This is a genomic window from Moorena sp. SIO4A1 (genome assembly GCF_010672065.1).
GTDB lineage: Bacteria > Cyanobacteriota > Cyanobacteriia > Cyanobacteriales > Coleofasciculaceae > Moorena.
Window position 1 is genome coordinate 21,712 of sequence record NZ_JAAHHX010000062.1, and the last position, 15,906, is coordinate 37,617.

General features: G+C 42.8%; 11 protein-coding genes and 1 pseudogene. 7 read left to right on the forward strand and 5 right to left on the reverse strand.

Going from position 1 to position 15,906, the window contains the following annotated elements; genetic code table 11:
• Positions 1-25 precede the first annotated feature (25 nt).
• The 3 genes from F6K53_RS28455 (at position 26) to F6K53_RS28465 (ending at position 3,428) form a co-directional block, all read left to right on the forward strand.
• Complete coding sequence (locus F6K53_RS28455) at positions 26-2,908, forward strand: CHAT domain-containing protein (protein ID WP_293065878.1); 2,883 nt, start codon at positions 26-28, stop codon at positions 2,906-2,908.
• Positions 2,899-3,051: a hypothetical protein gene (locus tag F6K53_RS28460; protein WP_293029756.1), complete on the forward strand. Its 153-nt coding sequence runs from the start codon at positions 2,899-2,901 to the stop codon at positions 3,049-3,051. The genes F6K53_RS28455 and F6K53_RS28460 overlap by 10 nt, the downstream gene beginning before the upstream one ends.
• 245 nt (positions 3,052-3,296) lie before the next feature.
• On the forward strand, positions 3,297-3,428 hold the full coding sequence (locus F6K53_RS28465) for a hypothetical protein (RefSeq protein ID WP_293029758.1): 132 nt from the start codon (positions 3,297-3,299) through the stop codon (positions 3,426-3,428).
• Here F6K53_RS28465 and F6K53_RS28470 read toward each other — a convergent pair.
• The 4 genes from F6K53_RS28470 to F6K53_RS28485 form a co-directional block, all read right to left on the reverse strand.
• Positions 3,384-4,343 carry a DUF928 domain-containing protein gene (locus F6K53_RS28470; RefSeq protein WP_293029761.1) on the reverse strand — a complete coding sequence of 320 codons (960 nt, stop codon included), beginning with the start codon at positions 4,341-4,343 and terminating at the stop codon, positions 3,384-3,386. The genes F6K53_RS28465 and F6K53_RS28470 overlap by 45 nt on opposite strands.
• A gap of 526 nt (positions 4,344-4,869) precedes the next feature.
• A complete protein-coding gene (locus tag F6K53_RS28475; RefSeq protein ID WP_293065874.1) occupies positions 4,870-7,239 on the reverse strand; it encodes a CHASE2 domain-containing protein in 2,370 nt (789 codons plus the stop codon).
• Positions 7,240-7,397: 158 nt separating this feature from the next.
• On the reverse strand, positions 7,398-8,939 hold the full coding sequence (locus F6K53_RS28480; RefSeq protein ID WP_293028564.1) for a DUF1822 family protein: 1,542 nt from the start codon (positions 8,937-8,939) through the stop codon (positions 7,398-7,400).
• A 69-nt stretch (positions 8,940-9,008) separates the two neighbouring features.
• Positions 9,009-10,772 carry a hypothetical protein gene (locus tag F6K53_RS28485; protein ID WP_293065872.1) on the reverse strand — a complete coding sequence of 588 codons (1,764 nt, stop codon included), beginning with the start codon at positions 10,770-10,772 and terminating at the stop codon, positions 9,009-9,011.
• A 171-nt stretch (positions 10,773-10,943) separates the two neighbouring features.
• Between F6K53_RS28485 and F6K53_RS28490 the strand changes: the two genes are divergently transcribed.
• The 3 genes from F6K53_RS28490 to F6K53_RS28500 all read left to right on the forward strand — a co-directional run bounded on the left by F6K53_RS28490 (position 10,944) and on the right by F6K53_RS28500 (position 15,422).
• Positions 10,944-12,542, forward strand: a complete 1,599-nt coding sequence (locus F6K53_RS28490; RefSeq protein ID WP_293065869.1) for a gamma-glutamyltransferase family protein — start codon at positions 10,944-10,946, stop codon at positions 12,540-12,542.
• A gap of 7 nt (positions 12,543-12,549) precedes the next feature.
• Complete coding sequence (locus F6K53_RS28495) at positions 12,550-13,740, forward strand: WD40 repeat domain-containing protein (RefSeq protein ID WP_293065866.1); 1,191 nt, start codon at positions 12,550-12,552, stop codon at positions 13,738-13,740.
• A gap of 209 nt (positions 13,741-13,949) precedes the next feature.
• Positions 13,950-15,422 carry an aminotransferase class I/II-fold pyridoxal phosphate-dependent enzyme gene (locus F6K53_RS28500; protein WP_293065863.1) on the forward strand — a complete coding sequence of 491 codons (1,473 nt, stop codon included), beginning with the start codon at positions 13,950-13,952 and terminating at the stop codon, positions 15,420-15,422.
• Here the strand turns inward: F6K53_RS28500 and F6K53_RS28505 are convergent.
• The gene (locus F6K53_RS28505) at positions 15,419-15,583 is read right to left on the reverse strand and encodes a hypothetical protein (protein WP_293028549.1); all 165 of its coding nucleotides are present in this window, start codon (positions 15,581-15,583) and stop codon (positions 15,419-15,421) included. The genes F6K53_RS28500 and F6K53_RS28505 overlap by 4 nt on opposite strands.
• Positions 15,584-15,830: 247 nt before the next feature.
• Between F6K53_RS28505 and F6K53_RS28510 the strand changes: the two are divergent.
• Positions 15,831-15,906: pseudogene (locus F6K53_RS28510) on the forward strand (precorrin-6B methylase); the annotation flags it as partial.

Consider the following 15,906-nt stretch of genomic DNA (forward strand, 5'->3'; position numbering starts at 1 on the left):
TAGAAACCCTAGATTTAGCGTTCCCATGCTTCGCCCGACCCTAGTTGGCACCCAAGCCCTAATTTTTTTTCTCCTAAATTTAGTTCTCCCCATTGGCATCCTCCCGGTCTTATCCTATCCCACAACTGTTAAGCCAATTCCGCAAGATTGGTCAGCGTCAGAATTAGTGGAACAAGGCAGAGCACTATACACCAAAGGTCAGTTTAGTCAAGCAGCAAGCACTTGGGAACAAGCAGCACAAGCCTATGAATCCCAAGGGGATAGACTACATCAGGCCATGATTTTGAGTTATCTGTCCTTGGCTTACCAGAAACTGCAACAGTGGTTTGATGCCGAAGATGCGATCGCATTTAGCCTCAACCTGTTAGAGACCGGATCAGATCTCCGGGATACCCCAGACTACCAGCAAATCCAAGCCCAAGCTCTCAACACCCTAGGTAGTCTAGAATTAGCCTTAGGACAACCAGACACTGCTCTAGAAGCCTGGCAATTGGCTACTGAGATTTATCAACAAATAAAGGATGACATTGGCATTACAGGTACCCTAATTAATCAAGCTCAAGCGATGGAAGCCTTAGGACTTCACCGTCGCACCTGTAAAACCTTATTACAAGCCTTAAAGCTGGACAATAATTGCGATTTGTCCAATCAAGAACGGTTTGAAACGGTGCTGCAAACCTTTCAACAAACCCCTGATCCCCAGATTAAAATCCTGGGCTTACGTAGCCTTGGGAATAGTCTCCGTCTCCTCGGGGACTTGAACCACTCTCAGCAAGTGCTTCAGGCAAGTTTGAAAGTAGCTCAACCTCCTCTGCAAAAGCGAGAAACCTTACTGAGTTTGGGGCATACAGAACGTTCTTGGTACAACCACTATAAACAATTATACACCAGAACCAACCTGATAGTTAAACAAAAAGAAGTTAAAGAACAGGTTATTGAGCAGTTTAATCATGCTAGAAAATACTATCAAGAATCTCTTCAAGAGTCCAGCAAATTATCAGAATCAACTAGCTTAGACATTGAACCAAAACTACACCGATTAAGTCTACTCATTGATTACCACAATTGGTTAGAGACATTTAATGTTGAAAACAATAAGGATAATCAAAGGTCAAATATCCAAGAGTTAAAATCTCAAATTAATGACCAAGTCAAGGAATTACTCAACAGCGAGATTACTGAATTACCACCTAGTCGAACAGCAATCTATGCTCAAATCAATTTTGTGGAAAGCCTGATCAGCTATGAGCTAAAATCGAATAAGGATGAAGATAATCTTCAGGGGTCATCATTGAACCTTGAGCCTTACGAAATTGCCCATAGTTTAGTCAAAGCTGTCCAAGAGGCTCAAGTTTTAGACGATAAACGAGCGGAATCCTATGCCCTCGGTACCCTGGGTAAGCTATATGAACAAACTCAGCAATGGTATCAAGCTCAAGAATTTACCGAAAAAGCCCTCACCATAGCTCAAGGGATTCAATCCGATGACATTGCCTATCAATGGCAATGGCAGTTAGGACGAATTTATAAAGCTCTGGGAAAAACTGAAGAAGCAATCACCGCTTACCAAGCCACTGTCAAAACCCTAGATTCTCTCCGCCAAGATTTACTGGCTCTTAGTTCAGATGTGCAGTTTTCCTTTCGAGAAAATGTTGAGCAAGTCTATCGAGAATTAGTCGATTTACTCTTGAAAGACGAACAAAGCGCTGAACCGATCGCAAATAAACGGATTTCAGATAACCGGATTGCAGATAACCCGATTTCAGATAACAAGCTCAAGCAAGCTACCGAAGCAATTGACTCTCTGCAGCTAGCCCAAATTGAGAATTTTCTGGGGTGTAACCTTTCTGACATTGTGGAATTGGCCGAGCAAGAAATCGATCCGAGTGCAGCATTAGTCTATCCGATTATTCTCGATGACCGGTTAGCGGTGATCGTGAAATTACCAAAATCAGGAGAATTTATTCACTATACCACTGCTTTACCTAAAGCTAAACTTGAGCAAACCTTAGAAAGTCTCCGTATACAGCTAGAAAAACGTTTTATTTCTAAAAACAGTCTAGCCTTATCCCAACAGGTTTATGACTGGTTAATTCGACCGGCGGAAGGGTTGCTCGAAGCCAATCAAGTGAAAACCTTAGTATTTGTTCTTGATGGTGGCTTTCGCAATGTTCCCATGGCTACCCTTCATGATGGTGAACAGTATATAGTAGAAAAAGGCTATGCGATCGCACTCATTCCTGGTTTGAGTCTACTAGAGCCCAAACCCTTAGCTCAAGTAGAGTTAAATGCCTTAGCTTTTGGACTCTCAGAGATCCGGGAGGATTTGCCTGATCATCAAGGTTTCGCTAACCTACCCAATGTTAAAACAGAATTAGGGGAAATTAAATCCCAAATTCCGAGTCAGCAATTGCTCAATCAAGACTTTACCAGTCAGAAATGGCAAGAGTTAATCAGTTCAGTGCCATTTCCTGTGGTGCATTTAGCCACTCATGGTCAGTTTAGTTCAGTACCAGAAGAGACCTTTCTGCTGGCGTGGGATAAACGAATCAATATCAAGGATTTAAGCAATGTCATCCAGAACAGAAGTAACAATAGTTTAGAAGCAATTGAATTACTAGTGCTGAGTGCTTGTAAAACTGCCGATGGCGATAGTCGCGCTAGCTTAGGCTTGGCCGGGGTAGCGATTCAGTCAGGAGCCAGGAGTACTCTGGCTTCCCTATGGTTCATTAATGATGAATCTACCGCTAAACTGATGACATTTTTTTACGAAGAATTAGCTGCTTCTGGCGCAACGGTTACTAAAGCTGAAGCCTTGCGCCGTGCTCAAGTTAATCTTTTAAAAAGACCTGGTTATCAAGCTCCATTTTACTGGGGAGCCTATGTTTTAGTGGGAAATTGGCTGTAATCGGGAATCGGGAATCGGGAATCGGGAATCGGGAATCGGGAATCGGGAATCGGGGTCAGCTATCAGCTATCAGCTATCAGCTATCAGCTATCAGCTATCAGCTATCAGCTATCAGCTTTGTGGCACAGGCTTCGACCCTGTGACCTAACTCAAATTAAACGAATGCTGAGTAATGCACCACCCACGGGCTCGCTGATCGTGTTTTTCTCAATTCTTGTCCACTGTTCAAAGCTCCAAAGTTGCCTGTTGATGATAGCTTCCTCAGAACTACCACAAAGTAATCGGGAATCGGGAATCGGGAATTGGGGGAGGTGTGGGGAGATGGGGAGATGGGGAGGCTTGTCCTAACTTTAATGCGTAGTGCTATATAGGGATCGGTGTAGGAATTGTGATAATTGTTGATCCCGACTCCCGACTCCCGACTCCCGACTCCCTGCTCCCTACTCCCGACTCCCGACTCCCTGCTCCCTACTCCCTACTCCCTACTCCCTACTCCCTGTGCTGTACAACAATCAACTAGAGGTTTGAATGCGATCGCACGCAAACCCACCGAACCTAGGAAATCCTGCCAATCCCGTTCTAACCTAGAATCCTCTGGTTTCTGTTGCCGTAGTTCAGCTAAGGCTGTCATCCCATCATGCCAAATACCGTGACTGGCATAAATAGCAATACGCTCCCGTAGGGAAGTAGCAGCCTTTAGCTTACGACTTAGGGTAGAGTCTGGTGTGATGTGTTTGACTAATCCTTCCACCGTGGGATTCCCAGAGGGGTTTTGGGGATTAACTACAACAGAGAGCTGCCATCGATAGACCTGTTCAGTTTCTAGGGGTTCGGTCAACGGAACACTGACAATCCCAGGAGTTCCAGATAACGGAATAGATTCGACTAGTAGAGCCTGTTGGTTGTGATCGAGCAGTACAAACTCCGCCGTTAGTTCAGGAGTAGACTGTTCAGGAACATAAAACCAAAAGGTAGGAGACTCAGCTAAGGTCAGTGCTAAGAAAGAGTTGGAATCATTGTTGGCATCATTACTACAGTTTCCCGTTGTCTCGACAATCTCGCTACTACCAGGGACTATAGCAATCAGCTGATCCGAACACAGACCACGGTCTGCTCCTGATGTCCGTTTCGGTGGTCTGCCCACATCCTCAAAGCTTTCATTTTGTGTCGCATTTGGTGTAGTGACGTCTGGTGGGAGGAAATATAAACCTCCTCCAGCTGTTGTGATCTGATCAGTTCTGCCATCACCCTCAAAGTCTACATCTGGTTGAGCTGATGGGGTATCGGATTCGGATAAACTATCCCTAACAGAGTTGCTGTTTAGAGCAACAGACTGCGAACGCGCTCGTAGAGGGTAAATGGTGAAATTAACTAGTACCCAGGCAAGGGCCAAGATCAAGGAAGGTTTGTACAACGCTAGCTTTATTTTATACATACTGAGAGGTTTGACAAACGTTAATTTTTTTAAAGTATTCCATAATCTTTATCAGTCCTTGCCAAGGGATTTTACGCAAGCCTTTACATTTCTTATCAATTTTGGTCTGGGTGTTTTTTCGTTGACGCTTTCAGGTTGGTAGCTATGATAAAAATGAGGTAATTAACCTTGATGGCTGATTTATTTGCCAAAAACAGTATTACATGTCAATCCGGACTAATTGCTCTAGTTGAAGTAAAATTCACTAAATCTTAAACAAATAACGTTTTTATCAAAAAGACTTGGATCAGAAATCTAGTGCGGTTTTTATTCTAATGAGGTACACAATATTTTTACCCTCTTAGCTCTTAGCTCTTAGCTCTTAGCTCTTAGCTCTTAGCTCTTACGTATTATGACTTCACTGCTCCCTGCTCCCTCAAAACATGTACCTCACCTAATTGAAAACCGCTATAGCCTTTACATTTGAGATGTAAACATAATCGCGATTAGTAAAGGCTAGATGCCAACAGCAATAAGCAAGAGCTAATCAAGTATCTAGGGATTTTTGGTAATATAAAAAACTGTCATCCTTGTTTACATTTGATTTAAAAATGCTATAAACTACGATGGCTCCACTGGTTGCCACTAACGCCAAGGCTGATGGTATAAAGGGTATCCATCCCCCTTTGAGTAAGAGACCATAACAGACTCCAGATAAGAGGCTGATACCAACAAAAACAGCAACTCCCAAGTAGGATGGGGAATGTAAACGCCAAACTAATAGGCCTCCCACCACAGACCAACTACCAATCCAAAGCACTTCCCCCCACTGTGGCAACCACCAGAGCAAGGGTCGCTTATCCAAAACAGCACTAATAATCTGACTACTCATCTGGGCTTGAACCATAACCCCAGGTATTTTGTCAGACCATGGCCCTTTAGTATAGGGAGTCCGGTGTAAATCCTTTGAATCTTGACCCACCCCAATCAAGACAATATTATCCTTGACTAAATCCGGCAGTTGGGAGTCCAGTTTACCCTTGAGTAAGTCTTGAAGATGAACGTATTTGGGATTCTTGGCACGATAATTAAGGAGTATCTGATATCCCATTGCATGTTTTGGCTTTAACTGATACCCACCAGCATTGTGTGCGAATTTCCGAAACACCACATCACCGATTTCTACATCCCCTGCTGAATTTCTCTTCATCGGCGGGATTCCCTTTTGGGCTAGGTAATTCAGAGCGACTTGTAAACTCAGAGAGTAAGTAGTATTACAAGTATCCCAAGAGTTAATCCCTAAGCTCATCCCTAGAAGTTGGCGGCGGATAATATCATCTGGGTCACGAGGCAAATCACTAAAGCCAATCTGTTGTGATGCCATACCGGGTGGTGAAGCGATACCAGGCTGATCATTACTTTCCATTTGGCACACCGCAATGAAACGGGGATTTTGTTTCAATTGAGTAGCTAAGTTGGGTTCAAACTCGAAATCATGATAAATATCTAAGCCAATCACTCGCGGTTGATAACGGTTGAGTTTCCGCAACAGTTGTGCCAGGGCCGTATCGGATAATGACCCTTTCCTAGACCAACCCATCTTGTCCTGATACTGAATATCTGGTTCATCCACCGCAATTACTAAAACCCGCTCATCCCGCTTTTCAGGTGGTTGCAGAGCCATGAGATGGTCGAAAGCATGTAATTCTGATCCTTGTAACAGCCCAAGCGATCGCATTGTGATCACTGCGATAGTGACAATCAAACTTACCAGTAAAACCCTTGAGAGTTTGGGTTTATCCTTGAGATAGGATCCCTGAGTCAAGTCGTCCCAAGTTGGTGGTTCCAGAGCAGGATTCTGGAATATCACTGGTAACCAACTGGCACAGGGATAGTTATCTTCTACCTCCTCCTGCAATCTTTTCCGGGTTTCCCACACTGAATCCGATATGGATTTTTTCTTTGTGGCAAATGCGTTGAGAAAATACCTCAAAAACTTCTGAGCTACCTCATCTGGCACCCGTTCCCGCATTACCAGGGTTGTCGAGATTGGTAAACTAACCAATTCTGCTGCTAATCCTAACCCATCACAGGAATTAAAAATAGCCAACTTTAAACCATTCTTAATCCCATTGATTAGACCATACTTTAACTCCTCAATGGTAATGCTTTCATCCTGATTGATGTAAAACCGTCCTTGGCAATTATTATTATGGGTAAAACTATGACCAGCAAAAAACAATATATCCCACTTTTTATCCCATAATTCCTGGCTTAATTTTTTTTTGGGGGGACTGATTAAGGGGACAATTTCTGCATTCGGTAATTCCTCCTGGAGTAATGCTAAATCATGCTGGATATTAATCCCGGTGTCATCTCCTAGAATTGCCAATATTCTTACTCTATTTCTATATTGGTCGATTTGTTTTGAGGATACTGGAAATTCTGAAGGACTGAAATTAACCTCAATATCACAATCGGACAAGACATCCCAGAGATGCCAAGGCAGTTGCCAAAGTTTGATATTATTAGTTTGAATAATAAACCGAATCTTGCCATGGTTCGATAAAGCTTTTAACACTTGATCCCGGAAGCGTTGAAACTTTCTATCGGTTGAATTTAGCCAATTATTGATCGCCTCTTGTAAATCCTGAGCTGAGTTGATAACTGAATAGTTGGTTATTTGTTCTGGGGGAGCTATAAGTTTCCGATGCACTTTGATTCTCCCTTGAGCACGATAGCTTAAGAGCCAACTGTCACACAATTGGTTAATCTGAGGTGCTGGTGGTAACCAACCATCAATTTCTCTAGCCATTAAATTATTTTCATTGGGATCAATCCCAATTTTTAGGATAACTAGAAACCCCTGTTTAAAGTCACCATCGACTATTTTTAATGTTACTAAACTCGTCGTCATTTTTCATTCAGTATTATTTAATTTATTTTTAGTATTTTTTAATTTTATTATGAAAAACGGGGAATTTATAATTATATATTATGCCTTCTGGCTTCTGGCTTCTGCTTTCTGGCTTCTGGCTTCTACATTCTGACATACAACCTTTAACCCAAGATAGGTTACAGGAAAAACTCTTTGGAAAAGCTGGCATCTCCCAGTACCAGTTTTACTATAAACCTATCCCCCCTTTCGCCATTAAACTCTAGTTGGATCCAATTATCAGCACTTCTCGACTGAGCCGACAAGAAAATTTCTCCCTGCTGATCAAGTACTAGCAATTCGAGATTAGGTTTTAGATATTTACTCTTAGTAGGATACACCCGTAAGTGAACATTAATTCCCCCATCTGCTTCAGGTATGAAAGTAACCATAAATGCTACTTTGCTCCCATTCAGTTGCATTTCTAAATCAATTATCTTAACTCGCCTAATCCCAGCTTGGGGATGATTTGGGTCAAGTTTTCCCAAACTGACAGCGGCTTGGCGACGTAAGTCATGATCGTCAGTAGTATTGATCATCTCAGCAAGCAATGCGATCGCCTCTAAGTTACTATGACCAATTTCACCCAATAATTCTATAGCGGGTAAGTTAGTTTGTTTACTGCTATTGGTTTTTAATAGTTTAATAATTGCGGTCACAGCTTCAGGGATATTTTCGGTAAAGGGGGAAGATGCTGAAGAATTACCGTTCAAACTATCTTTCAAACGAGTCGGTTGAGACCGGTAAGCTAAGGTTAGATTAGGGTTACCATTACCTGATCGAATTTCCTCAACAGTTTGCCAACCAGCCTCCAGGAAATTATCCAGCCATGAGAGTAAGTTTATAGATGGCTTACGAGAGTAAACTAGGGAACGTTGTTTATATAATTCCTTGCGCCATTTAGAATTTGATACCAGTGCCTGCCACTTAGCAAAAGGAATATCTAGCCTCGGAGAATAAGGAGTTTCCTGGCTCAATTGCTTGATTAACGTTGTTGCTTCATCAGAGGATAATCTTGGCATTGGCTTTACTAGCAGTTTGGGACTAGGAGCAAGTTCTTCCGTTACCCACATCACATTCAAATCTTCAATTAAATCTACCGCATCCACAGCGTAGGTTTCATCGATGATGTCATAGTTACCATGATCACGTAACTGTTGATAAGTTGTGTATCCCAACACCTGTAACCAGCATTCTTCTAAATTCAGTTGCATCGCCACATAATAATGACTAGCCCACTCAGGAATATCAACCCACTCTCGCGGTACTCGCAACGCTGTAAAATTGATTTCTTCACTAGGAATTAATACCAGTCGCATCTGGTTTAGCTCAACAGCTGTACCATTCACTACGTCCCAGAAACTTGGTAAATCCCCCAACTCTGGCCATACTAATGGTTTGTTTAGTGGTGTATCTAGTGGTTTGTTTAGTGCTTTGTCTAGTGCTGTTTCTAGTAAATTTGGTTCTGTTAAATTTGGTTTGGTTAAATTTGGTTCTGTGTCCAGATAACTTAAAAACGTATTCAGACAGAGACAATTCAGATACGCTCGCCAATAAGCAGCTTGGTTAGAATAACCTTGAGCTTGGGTTTGTTGCCATGCTTGTTCTCGTTCTTCTGGGGAGAATTCTATCAATACTTGGTCTGGGTGTAGGCAAGCTAAATCCTCTAAACGTAATTTCATTGACTCATCTCCTGTTTGGTTAATCGTTAATTGGTATTTGGGATATTTGGTGTTTTAACCTTTCACGTTTCAGATTTCACTTTGCCTACATGGCTTTTGCCTGTTTCCTGATTGGGATTGCTCTAGTAGTGCCTGATTTTGCTGGAGCCACCGCTCAATAAATTTAGCGCTCGCTGGCTTAGCTGATTTGAATTTAATCAGTTTTATAGCAAAATTTTTCTCAATCACTACCTCAAATTTTGGTTGAATTAATTCCCTTAAAATCTGGTTGCTGCTAATTAGTTGTTTTTTTTCTATATTACTAAGCTTTGTCGTGATTATTTGATCGACAATTTCATCATAAATTTTATCAATAATTTTAGCAAATAATTCTTGACTATCAGCACTTAAGTAAGATTTGAGATAGTTATTAATATAGTTAGTTTGAGTGGTTTGATTAAGGCGCTGTTTGATGTCTTGGGAGGTTAGAGTTGTGCTCATAGCATCCTGAAAATAAAAGGTTACGACTGCCTTCAAAATCCGTTTAAAATAACGTTGAAACTGGCGAGCCACTTGATATTGCTTTTTCAACCCGAAAAGCTCGATAAAATCTTGTTGATTGATGCCTAGACCAAGCCAAAGTCTTAGGGATTTCTGAGCTAGCTGATCTAAAGCCGTAAATTCTTTTAAGACAATAGTCCTGACTTGATTCAACTCATCCTTTTCTTCCTCTTGGATTACCACCTCTAAAGGATTAGATGCTATATCAGTAATTTCCCCATACTCATCTAAAGATACTGAATTCCTCTGTTGAGACATCCGCACCGCTTGGATGCAAATGGCTAGCATTTCTTCAATGTGCTGTTCGCGTAGGGTGGGCGTAGCCCATGTGCTGATTGCTGTTCGCGTAGGGTGGGCGTAGCCCATATGCTGATTGCTGATTGCTGAGTAACGTACTACTTGTCTTAACCAATCTGAATCTCTTCTTTTAGGGTTATTCCTCTCAAAATCAGCACTTGTTAACTCAGAATTAAGCATTGTAGTTAACCGATTTAACTGCTGGTTGTAACGAATAGCAATTTGGTGAAGCTGTTGCTGACTTAGGAATTTAATTGGGTAATTATGGCGAGGATTACCCTTGCTGCTGGGAGGATACATCTCGTTAAAGTAGTCTTTAAAGGATTGCCAAGCCAGACGATAATATTTTAAATATTGATTAGTGATTCCATAGTTATTAAGTGCTTGCTCAAGTTCGGTTTTATCCAAATATCGCAACAAGCCATAATCCGAAAATTTGATAGATTTTAACCTGAGTTCCTTGGCGACTTGATTTCTAATAATTCGCTTGAGGGCATTGAAAGCATAGGCATTGATAGAAGACTTAGCATAAAAATTAAATCCTCTGAGGAGTTTAGCTGGCTGGCTGGCTGCTTCACTAGCAATGATGAAACATTCTTCTACAGGATAATGTAACGCAAGATTATAAGATTTGCTTAACTGATGAGCGATCGCTTGAGCTGCAGACCAACAAACAAACTGTAGGTAATTGAATAAGAGCTGATCAGATAACCTTAACAATAACAGATAAGCTCTAATCACCACTATCGGAGGATTAGTCATGGATAAAATCCGGTAAATACCAGATGCTTGTCTCAACTGATATAAGAAGCAACGAGCCCACTCGGCTTCGCTCCTGTCTGGCTCAGACTCGACTAGATGTGCCATGAAACCCTCTAATCTAGAATTAGACTCAAAAACCGGATCGATCCCCCTATTACCTTGGCGGTCTTTTAAATAAATAGATGTCGAAAACGGTTTGATACCTGAGTTGTTATCTGAGTTGTTAGTAGGCATTGATTATTTACCGTAGCTTGTAGTAGCACTTTAGCCTAACTCCTAACTTGAATCCATTCATAGCTCAAACAACTAAGTAGAAGTAAACCTCATTAGTTACTTAGTACCCAAGCTTAGGGGTTATGCAGCTTCTCTATAAAATAACTAGATAATAGTTCACCAGAGAAAATTATGCTCAAGGGTAACTTAACCCATTATCCCTACCCATCAAGACGAAGAGTGGTCATGGGTAATCGATTTGCTGTAGCCACCAGCCAATCCCTAGCCACCTTAGCTGGTATGGAAATGTTTTGGGCTGGAGGCAATGCCGTAGATGCTGCTATAGCCACAGCGATCGCGTTGACAGTGGTTGAACCTACCTGCAATGGTATCGGTTCTGATGCCTTTGCTTTAGTATGGGATGGGTCACTCCATGGCATCAATGGCTCTGGCAAAAGCCCTCAACACCTGACCCTTGAGCATTTTGCTGGCATGAGTCACATTCCTGCTATCGGCTGGTTATCGGTAACAGTGCCAGGAGCGGTATCAGCATGGCGTAGTTTGTGGCAACGGTGGGGAAAGCTACCCTTTGAGCAATTGTTTGCCCCAGCGATTAGATACGCCGAAGCTGGATTTCCGGTCTCCCCAGTCACCGCAAGAGCTTGGAAAAAAGCGGAAGCTCTGTACCTCCCCCTGACCGGAGCAGAATTTGAACCATTTAAACAGGTATTTTTCCCTAACCAGCGCGCACCAGTAGCTGGGGAGGTATGGGGGAGTAACGATCATGCTAAGACCTTGAAAGCGAACGCAAACAGTGGTGGTGAGAGCTTTTATCAAGGGGAAATTGCTGATGCGATCGCAAACTTTGCCGCTAGCACTGGTGGCGTGCTGACCAAAGTTGACCTAGCTACTCACCAAGCTGAGTGGGTAGACCCGATTTCAACTAACTATCGTGACCTGACCGTATGGGAGATTCCCCCCAACACCCAAGGGATGGCGGCATTAATGGCATTGAATATAATCGAAGGTTTTGACTTAAGCCACTATCCCCGTGAATCAGCCCAAAGCTATCATCTACAAATCGAAGCCATGAAGCTAGCCTTTGCTGATGTTCATCGCCATATCACTGACCCTCGGTTTATGGAACTCCCAATCGAAACGCTATTAGACCATGGGTATGCCAGGGAACGCCGGAAGTTAATTGGGGAAAACGCGATCGCGTTAGCAAAACCCGGTTTACCCAAAGGTGGCACAGTTTATCTAGCAGCAGCAGATGGGGAATTAATGGTATCCTTTATCCAATCCAACTTTCAAGGCTTTGGGAGTGGGATTGTTATTCCTGGCACTGGGATTGCCTTGCAAAACCGAGCCTTGGGGTTTACCCTAGAATCCGGTCATCCTAATCAAGTCGCACCAGGTAAGCGGTCATATCATACCATTATTCCCGGTTTTCTGACTCAAAATGGTCAACCTCTAGGGCCCTTTGGAGTTATGGGAGGTCCCATGCAGCCTCAGGGACATGTACAGGTAGTGGTTAATCTGGCAGATTACGGCATGAATCCTCAAGCTGCTCTAGATGCTCCCAGATGGCGATTTGTGGATGGGTCACAAGTCCTGTTGGAACAGAGTGTACCCCGTCATATTGCTCTGGAGCTAGCTGAGATGGGTCATGACATTCAGGTTATGGCCGATAGCATAAATTTTGGTAAAGGTCAAGTAATCTTGCATCAGTCAGGGGTTTTGGTAGCGGCATCTGAACCCCGTGGTGATGGATTAGCGTTGGTAGGATGAAGGAGTAATGACAATCCAACTAATGTTTAGTGAAAGATTAATCCCGCTGTTGACTATATCTAGCACTACGGTTATCTTAACTATGGCTACAGGGATAGTCTATCCGGTAACCCTAGGACGCTCACATTATCAACAACCATTGCTAGCCCAGTCGTGGCAAGAGGCTCAGCTGACTCAACTAATTTCAGGTCATCGGTCAGATGTTAATTCTCTTGCCATTAGTCCAGATAGCCAAACCCTAATTAGCAGCAGTAAAGACAAAACCATCAAGTTTTGGAATCTCAGGGATGGTAGGCTACAGAGGACGATCAAAGACTTTACCAGAACGCCCAGTTCTCTAGTAATCAGTGCTGATGGTAAACGTCTCGCTGCCGCAACAGAAAGACAAATTAATATCTGGAACCTAGAAACTGGAGCACCACCTCGTACCTTGAAAGGACATACGGGTATAGTCAGATCAATCGCAATTAGTCCCGATGGCAAAATCCTAGTAAGTGGCTCTCCTGACAAGACCGTTATGGTGTGGGATCTCCTCACTGGCAAAACTTTAGGCACCATTACCGATCATTCCGACTGGGTTACTGCTGTTGCCATTAGTCCCGATGGAAAACATTTGGTTAGTGCCAGTGGCGGGTCAGATCGTTCCATCAAGATTTGGGATTTGTCCACCCTAGAATTGCGGAAAACCATCTCAAAACAACCTGGTCAGATTTCTGATCTTGCCATTAGTGAAGATAGCAACATCCTAGTTGCTAGTGTTGATAAAATCGTCAAGTTGTGGGATATTAACAGTGGCGAAGAATTAGCTATCCTCGAAAGTCACTCCGCACCAATTCTATCCATTGCGATTAGTTCCGATGGCAAAACTATCGCTAGTGCTGGTAGTGATCAAACTATCAAGCTATGGGATGTAGACAGTAGACAATTGCTGCGCACTCTATCTGGACATGATGGCTGGGTTTGGTCAGTTGACATTAGCCCCGATGGAAACACTCTAGTTAGTGGTGGGGAGGATGGTACTATCAGGATTTGGTCGTTAGTCCTGAATCCCATTAGTTTTGAACAGGAAATCAAGAATCGGGAATCGGGAATCGGGAATCGGGAATCGGGAATCGGGAATCGGGAATCGGGAATCGGGAATCGGGAATCGGGGGAAGTCTTACTTGTAGGGTGGGCAAAAACAGTTTGGTTCAAATGAGTATTAATGAAATGATTGCTTTGCCCACCTGACTTGAATTGATATTTTTTTTACTTGATTATATTATTAGGCCACGAATTCCTTTATTGTCCATGAGGGATATAGTTTTTCGCGATTCCCTTAGCACACTGGTTTTTAATCCCTGCTAACCTGACAAAGGTTTAAAATTGGCTCAATTTTTGATAAGCTAGAGCCATGGGGAAAAATTTGTGAATAATAGACCACCTTCTCAGGAAAAGACACCTTTATTAGACGCTCTGCGGGCATCAGCCCACAAGCCCCATGCGGCCTTTTATACACCAGGACACAAACAAGGCAAGGGAATACCAGAGCCATTAGCGGATTTGCTGGGAAAATCAGTATTTAGGGCTGATTTGCCAGAATTACCGGAGTTAGATAATCTTTTTGCTCCAGAAGGGGTAATCCAAGAAGCCCAAGACCTAGCAGCAGCAGCCTTTGGTGCTAGAAAAACTTGGTTCCTAGTCAACGGTTCCACCTGTGGGGTGATGGCTGCTATAGTAGCCACCTGTTATACCGGGGACAAAATCCTATTACCGCGCAATATCCACCAATCCGCGATCGCAGGATTAGTCTTGTGTGGTGCTATCCCCATCTTTATTAACCCCGAATACGACCCATCAACTGACTTGGTTTATAGCATAACCCCAAGTGCAGTTAACCAAGCCCTGACTGAACATCCGGACACCAAAGCAGTGATGATGGTCTATCCCACCTATCAAGGAATCTGTGGTGACATAAAAGCGATCGCTAAAATAGTTCACCAACATAATATTCCCCTACTGGTGGATGAAGCCCATGGACCTCACTTTGCCTTCCATCCCGATTTACCCCTGGATGCCCTATCAGCCGGAGCCGATTTAACCGTACAATCAACTCATAAAGTACTCGGTGCCATGACACAGGCATCGATGTTGCACATTCAGGGCAATCGCATTGATGCTCAGCGCTTGAGTAAAGCATTACAACTAGTTCAATCCACCAGTCCCAGTTATTTACTACTCGCTTCCCTAGATGCCGCACGACAACAAATGGCACTCCATGGAGAACGACTGATGAGTCGTACCTTGCAGCTAGCCCAGGATGCCAGAAGTAAAATCAGCCTTCTTCCAGGATTATCAGTTTTAGAACCGATAAAACCCCTAAAATTCCAAGCCCTAGACCCAACTCGCTTAACCGTAAGAGTGACCGAATTAGGATTAAGTGGATTTGAAGCCGATGAAGTTCTTCATCAACAGCTTGGTGTCATAGCGGAGTTACCAACACTTCAACACTTAACCTTTATCATTAGCCTAGGCAATACCCAAACCGATATTCAGCAACTTGTACAAGCTTTCACCAAACTTGCCCAAAATCATGACAATTCCTCCACCGAGCAACCTGTCTTCTGTAACTGGCAACCAGCAATCTGCAACCTGCAACCCTTACTTTCCCCCCGTGAAGCCTTCTTTGCTGCCACCGAAACCCTACCGGTAACCGAAACCATAAACCGGATCAGTGCCGAATTAATCTGTCCCTATCCACCAGGAATACCAGCCCTAATGCCAGGAGAACAAATCAAATCAAATACTATTGAATACCTCCAAAAAATTCTCAGCTTAGGTGGTTCAATTACCGGTTGTAGCGACCCCAGCCTCCAAACCCTAAACGTCATCATTGACTAATTAGGTGAGGTACCTCGTCCTGGCTTAATGGGAATAGGGAGTAGGGAGTAGCGCTGCAAAGCGGTATTGGGGGTTTCCCTTAATAGGAATAAAATTGAATGTACCTCATAAGTATGATCAAGGCTATAATATTTGTAAATATTTATGGTTATTTCGTACAAAGGGATGCTAATTTGTAATAATATTGAGCTCCTATTTAGGATAAAAAATAAATTATAAAACTATCAAAAATCGACACAGTAATCGTTTTAGTCGATTACTGTGTCGATTAAACTTAAAAAAATAGCCTAACAGGTAACGAATCGCTGTATTTATAATACTCTTTATGTGTTCTATACCTCAAGTGGTTAGTTTAATAAATCAAAATAACTAAAGGAAAAAAAATACCCCGAAACCTAAATACCACAAATGTCATCCCCAATTTGGCCATACATTACTCCTGGAATCCCAGATCACCTCTTTGAACGCCTACCCGGTATTCCCT

What these genes read in the sequence shown, in the direction of transcription:
- F6K53_RS28495 (WP_293065866.1), top strand. Translation starts at nt 12,550, where the DNA reads ATGACAATCCAACTAATGTTTAGTGAAAGATTAATCCCGCTGTTGACT.
- F6K53_RS28475 (WP_293065874.1), bottom strand. Translation starts at nt 7,239, where the DNA reads ATGACGACGAGTTTAGTAACATTAAAAATAGTCGATGGTGACTTTAAA.
- F6K53_RS28470 (WP_293029761.1), bottom strand. Translation starts at nt 4,343, where the DNA reads ATGTATAAAATAAAGCTAGCGTTGTACAAACCTTCCTTGATCTTGGCC.
- F6K53_RS28455 (WP_293065878.1), top strand. Translation starts at nt 26, where the DNA reads ATGCTTCGCCCGACCCTAGTTGGCACCCAAGCCCTAATTTTTTTTCTC.
- F6K53_RS28480 (WP_293028564.1), bottom strand. Translation starts at nt 8,939, where the DNA reads ATGAAATTACGTTTAGAGGATTTAGCTTGCCTACACCCAGACCAAGTA.
- F6K53_RS28485 (WP_293065872.1), bottom strand. Translation starts at nt 10,772, where the DNA reads ATGCCTACTAACAACTCAGATAACAACTCAGGTATCAAACCGTTTTCG.
- F6K53_RS28490 (WP_293065869.1), top strand. Translation starts at nt 10,944, where the DNA reads ATGCTCAAGGGTAACTTAACCCATTATCCCTACCCATCAAGACGAAGA.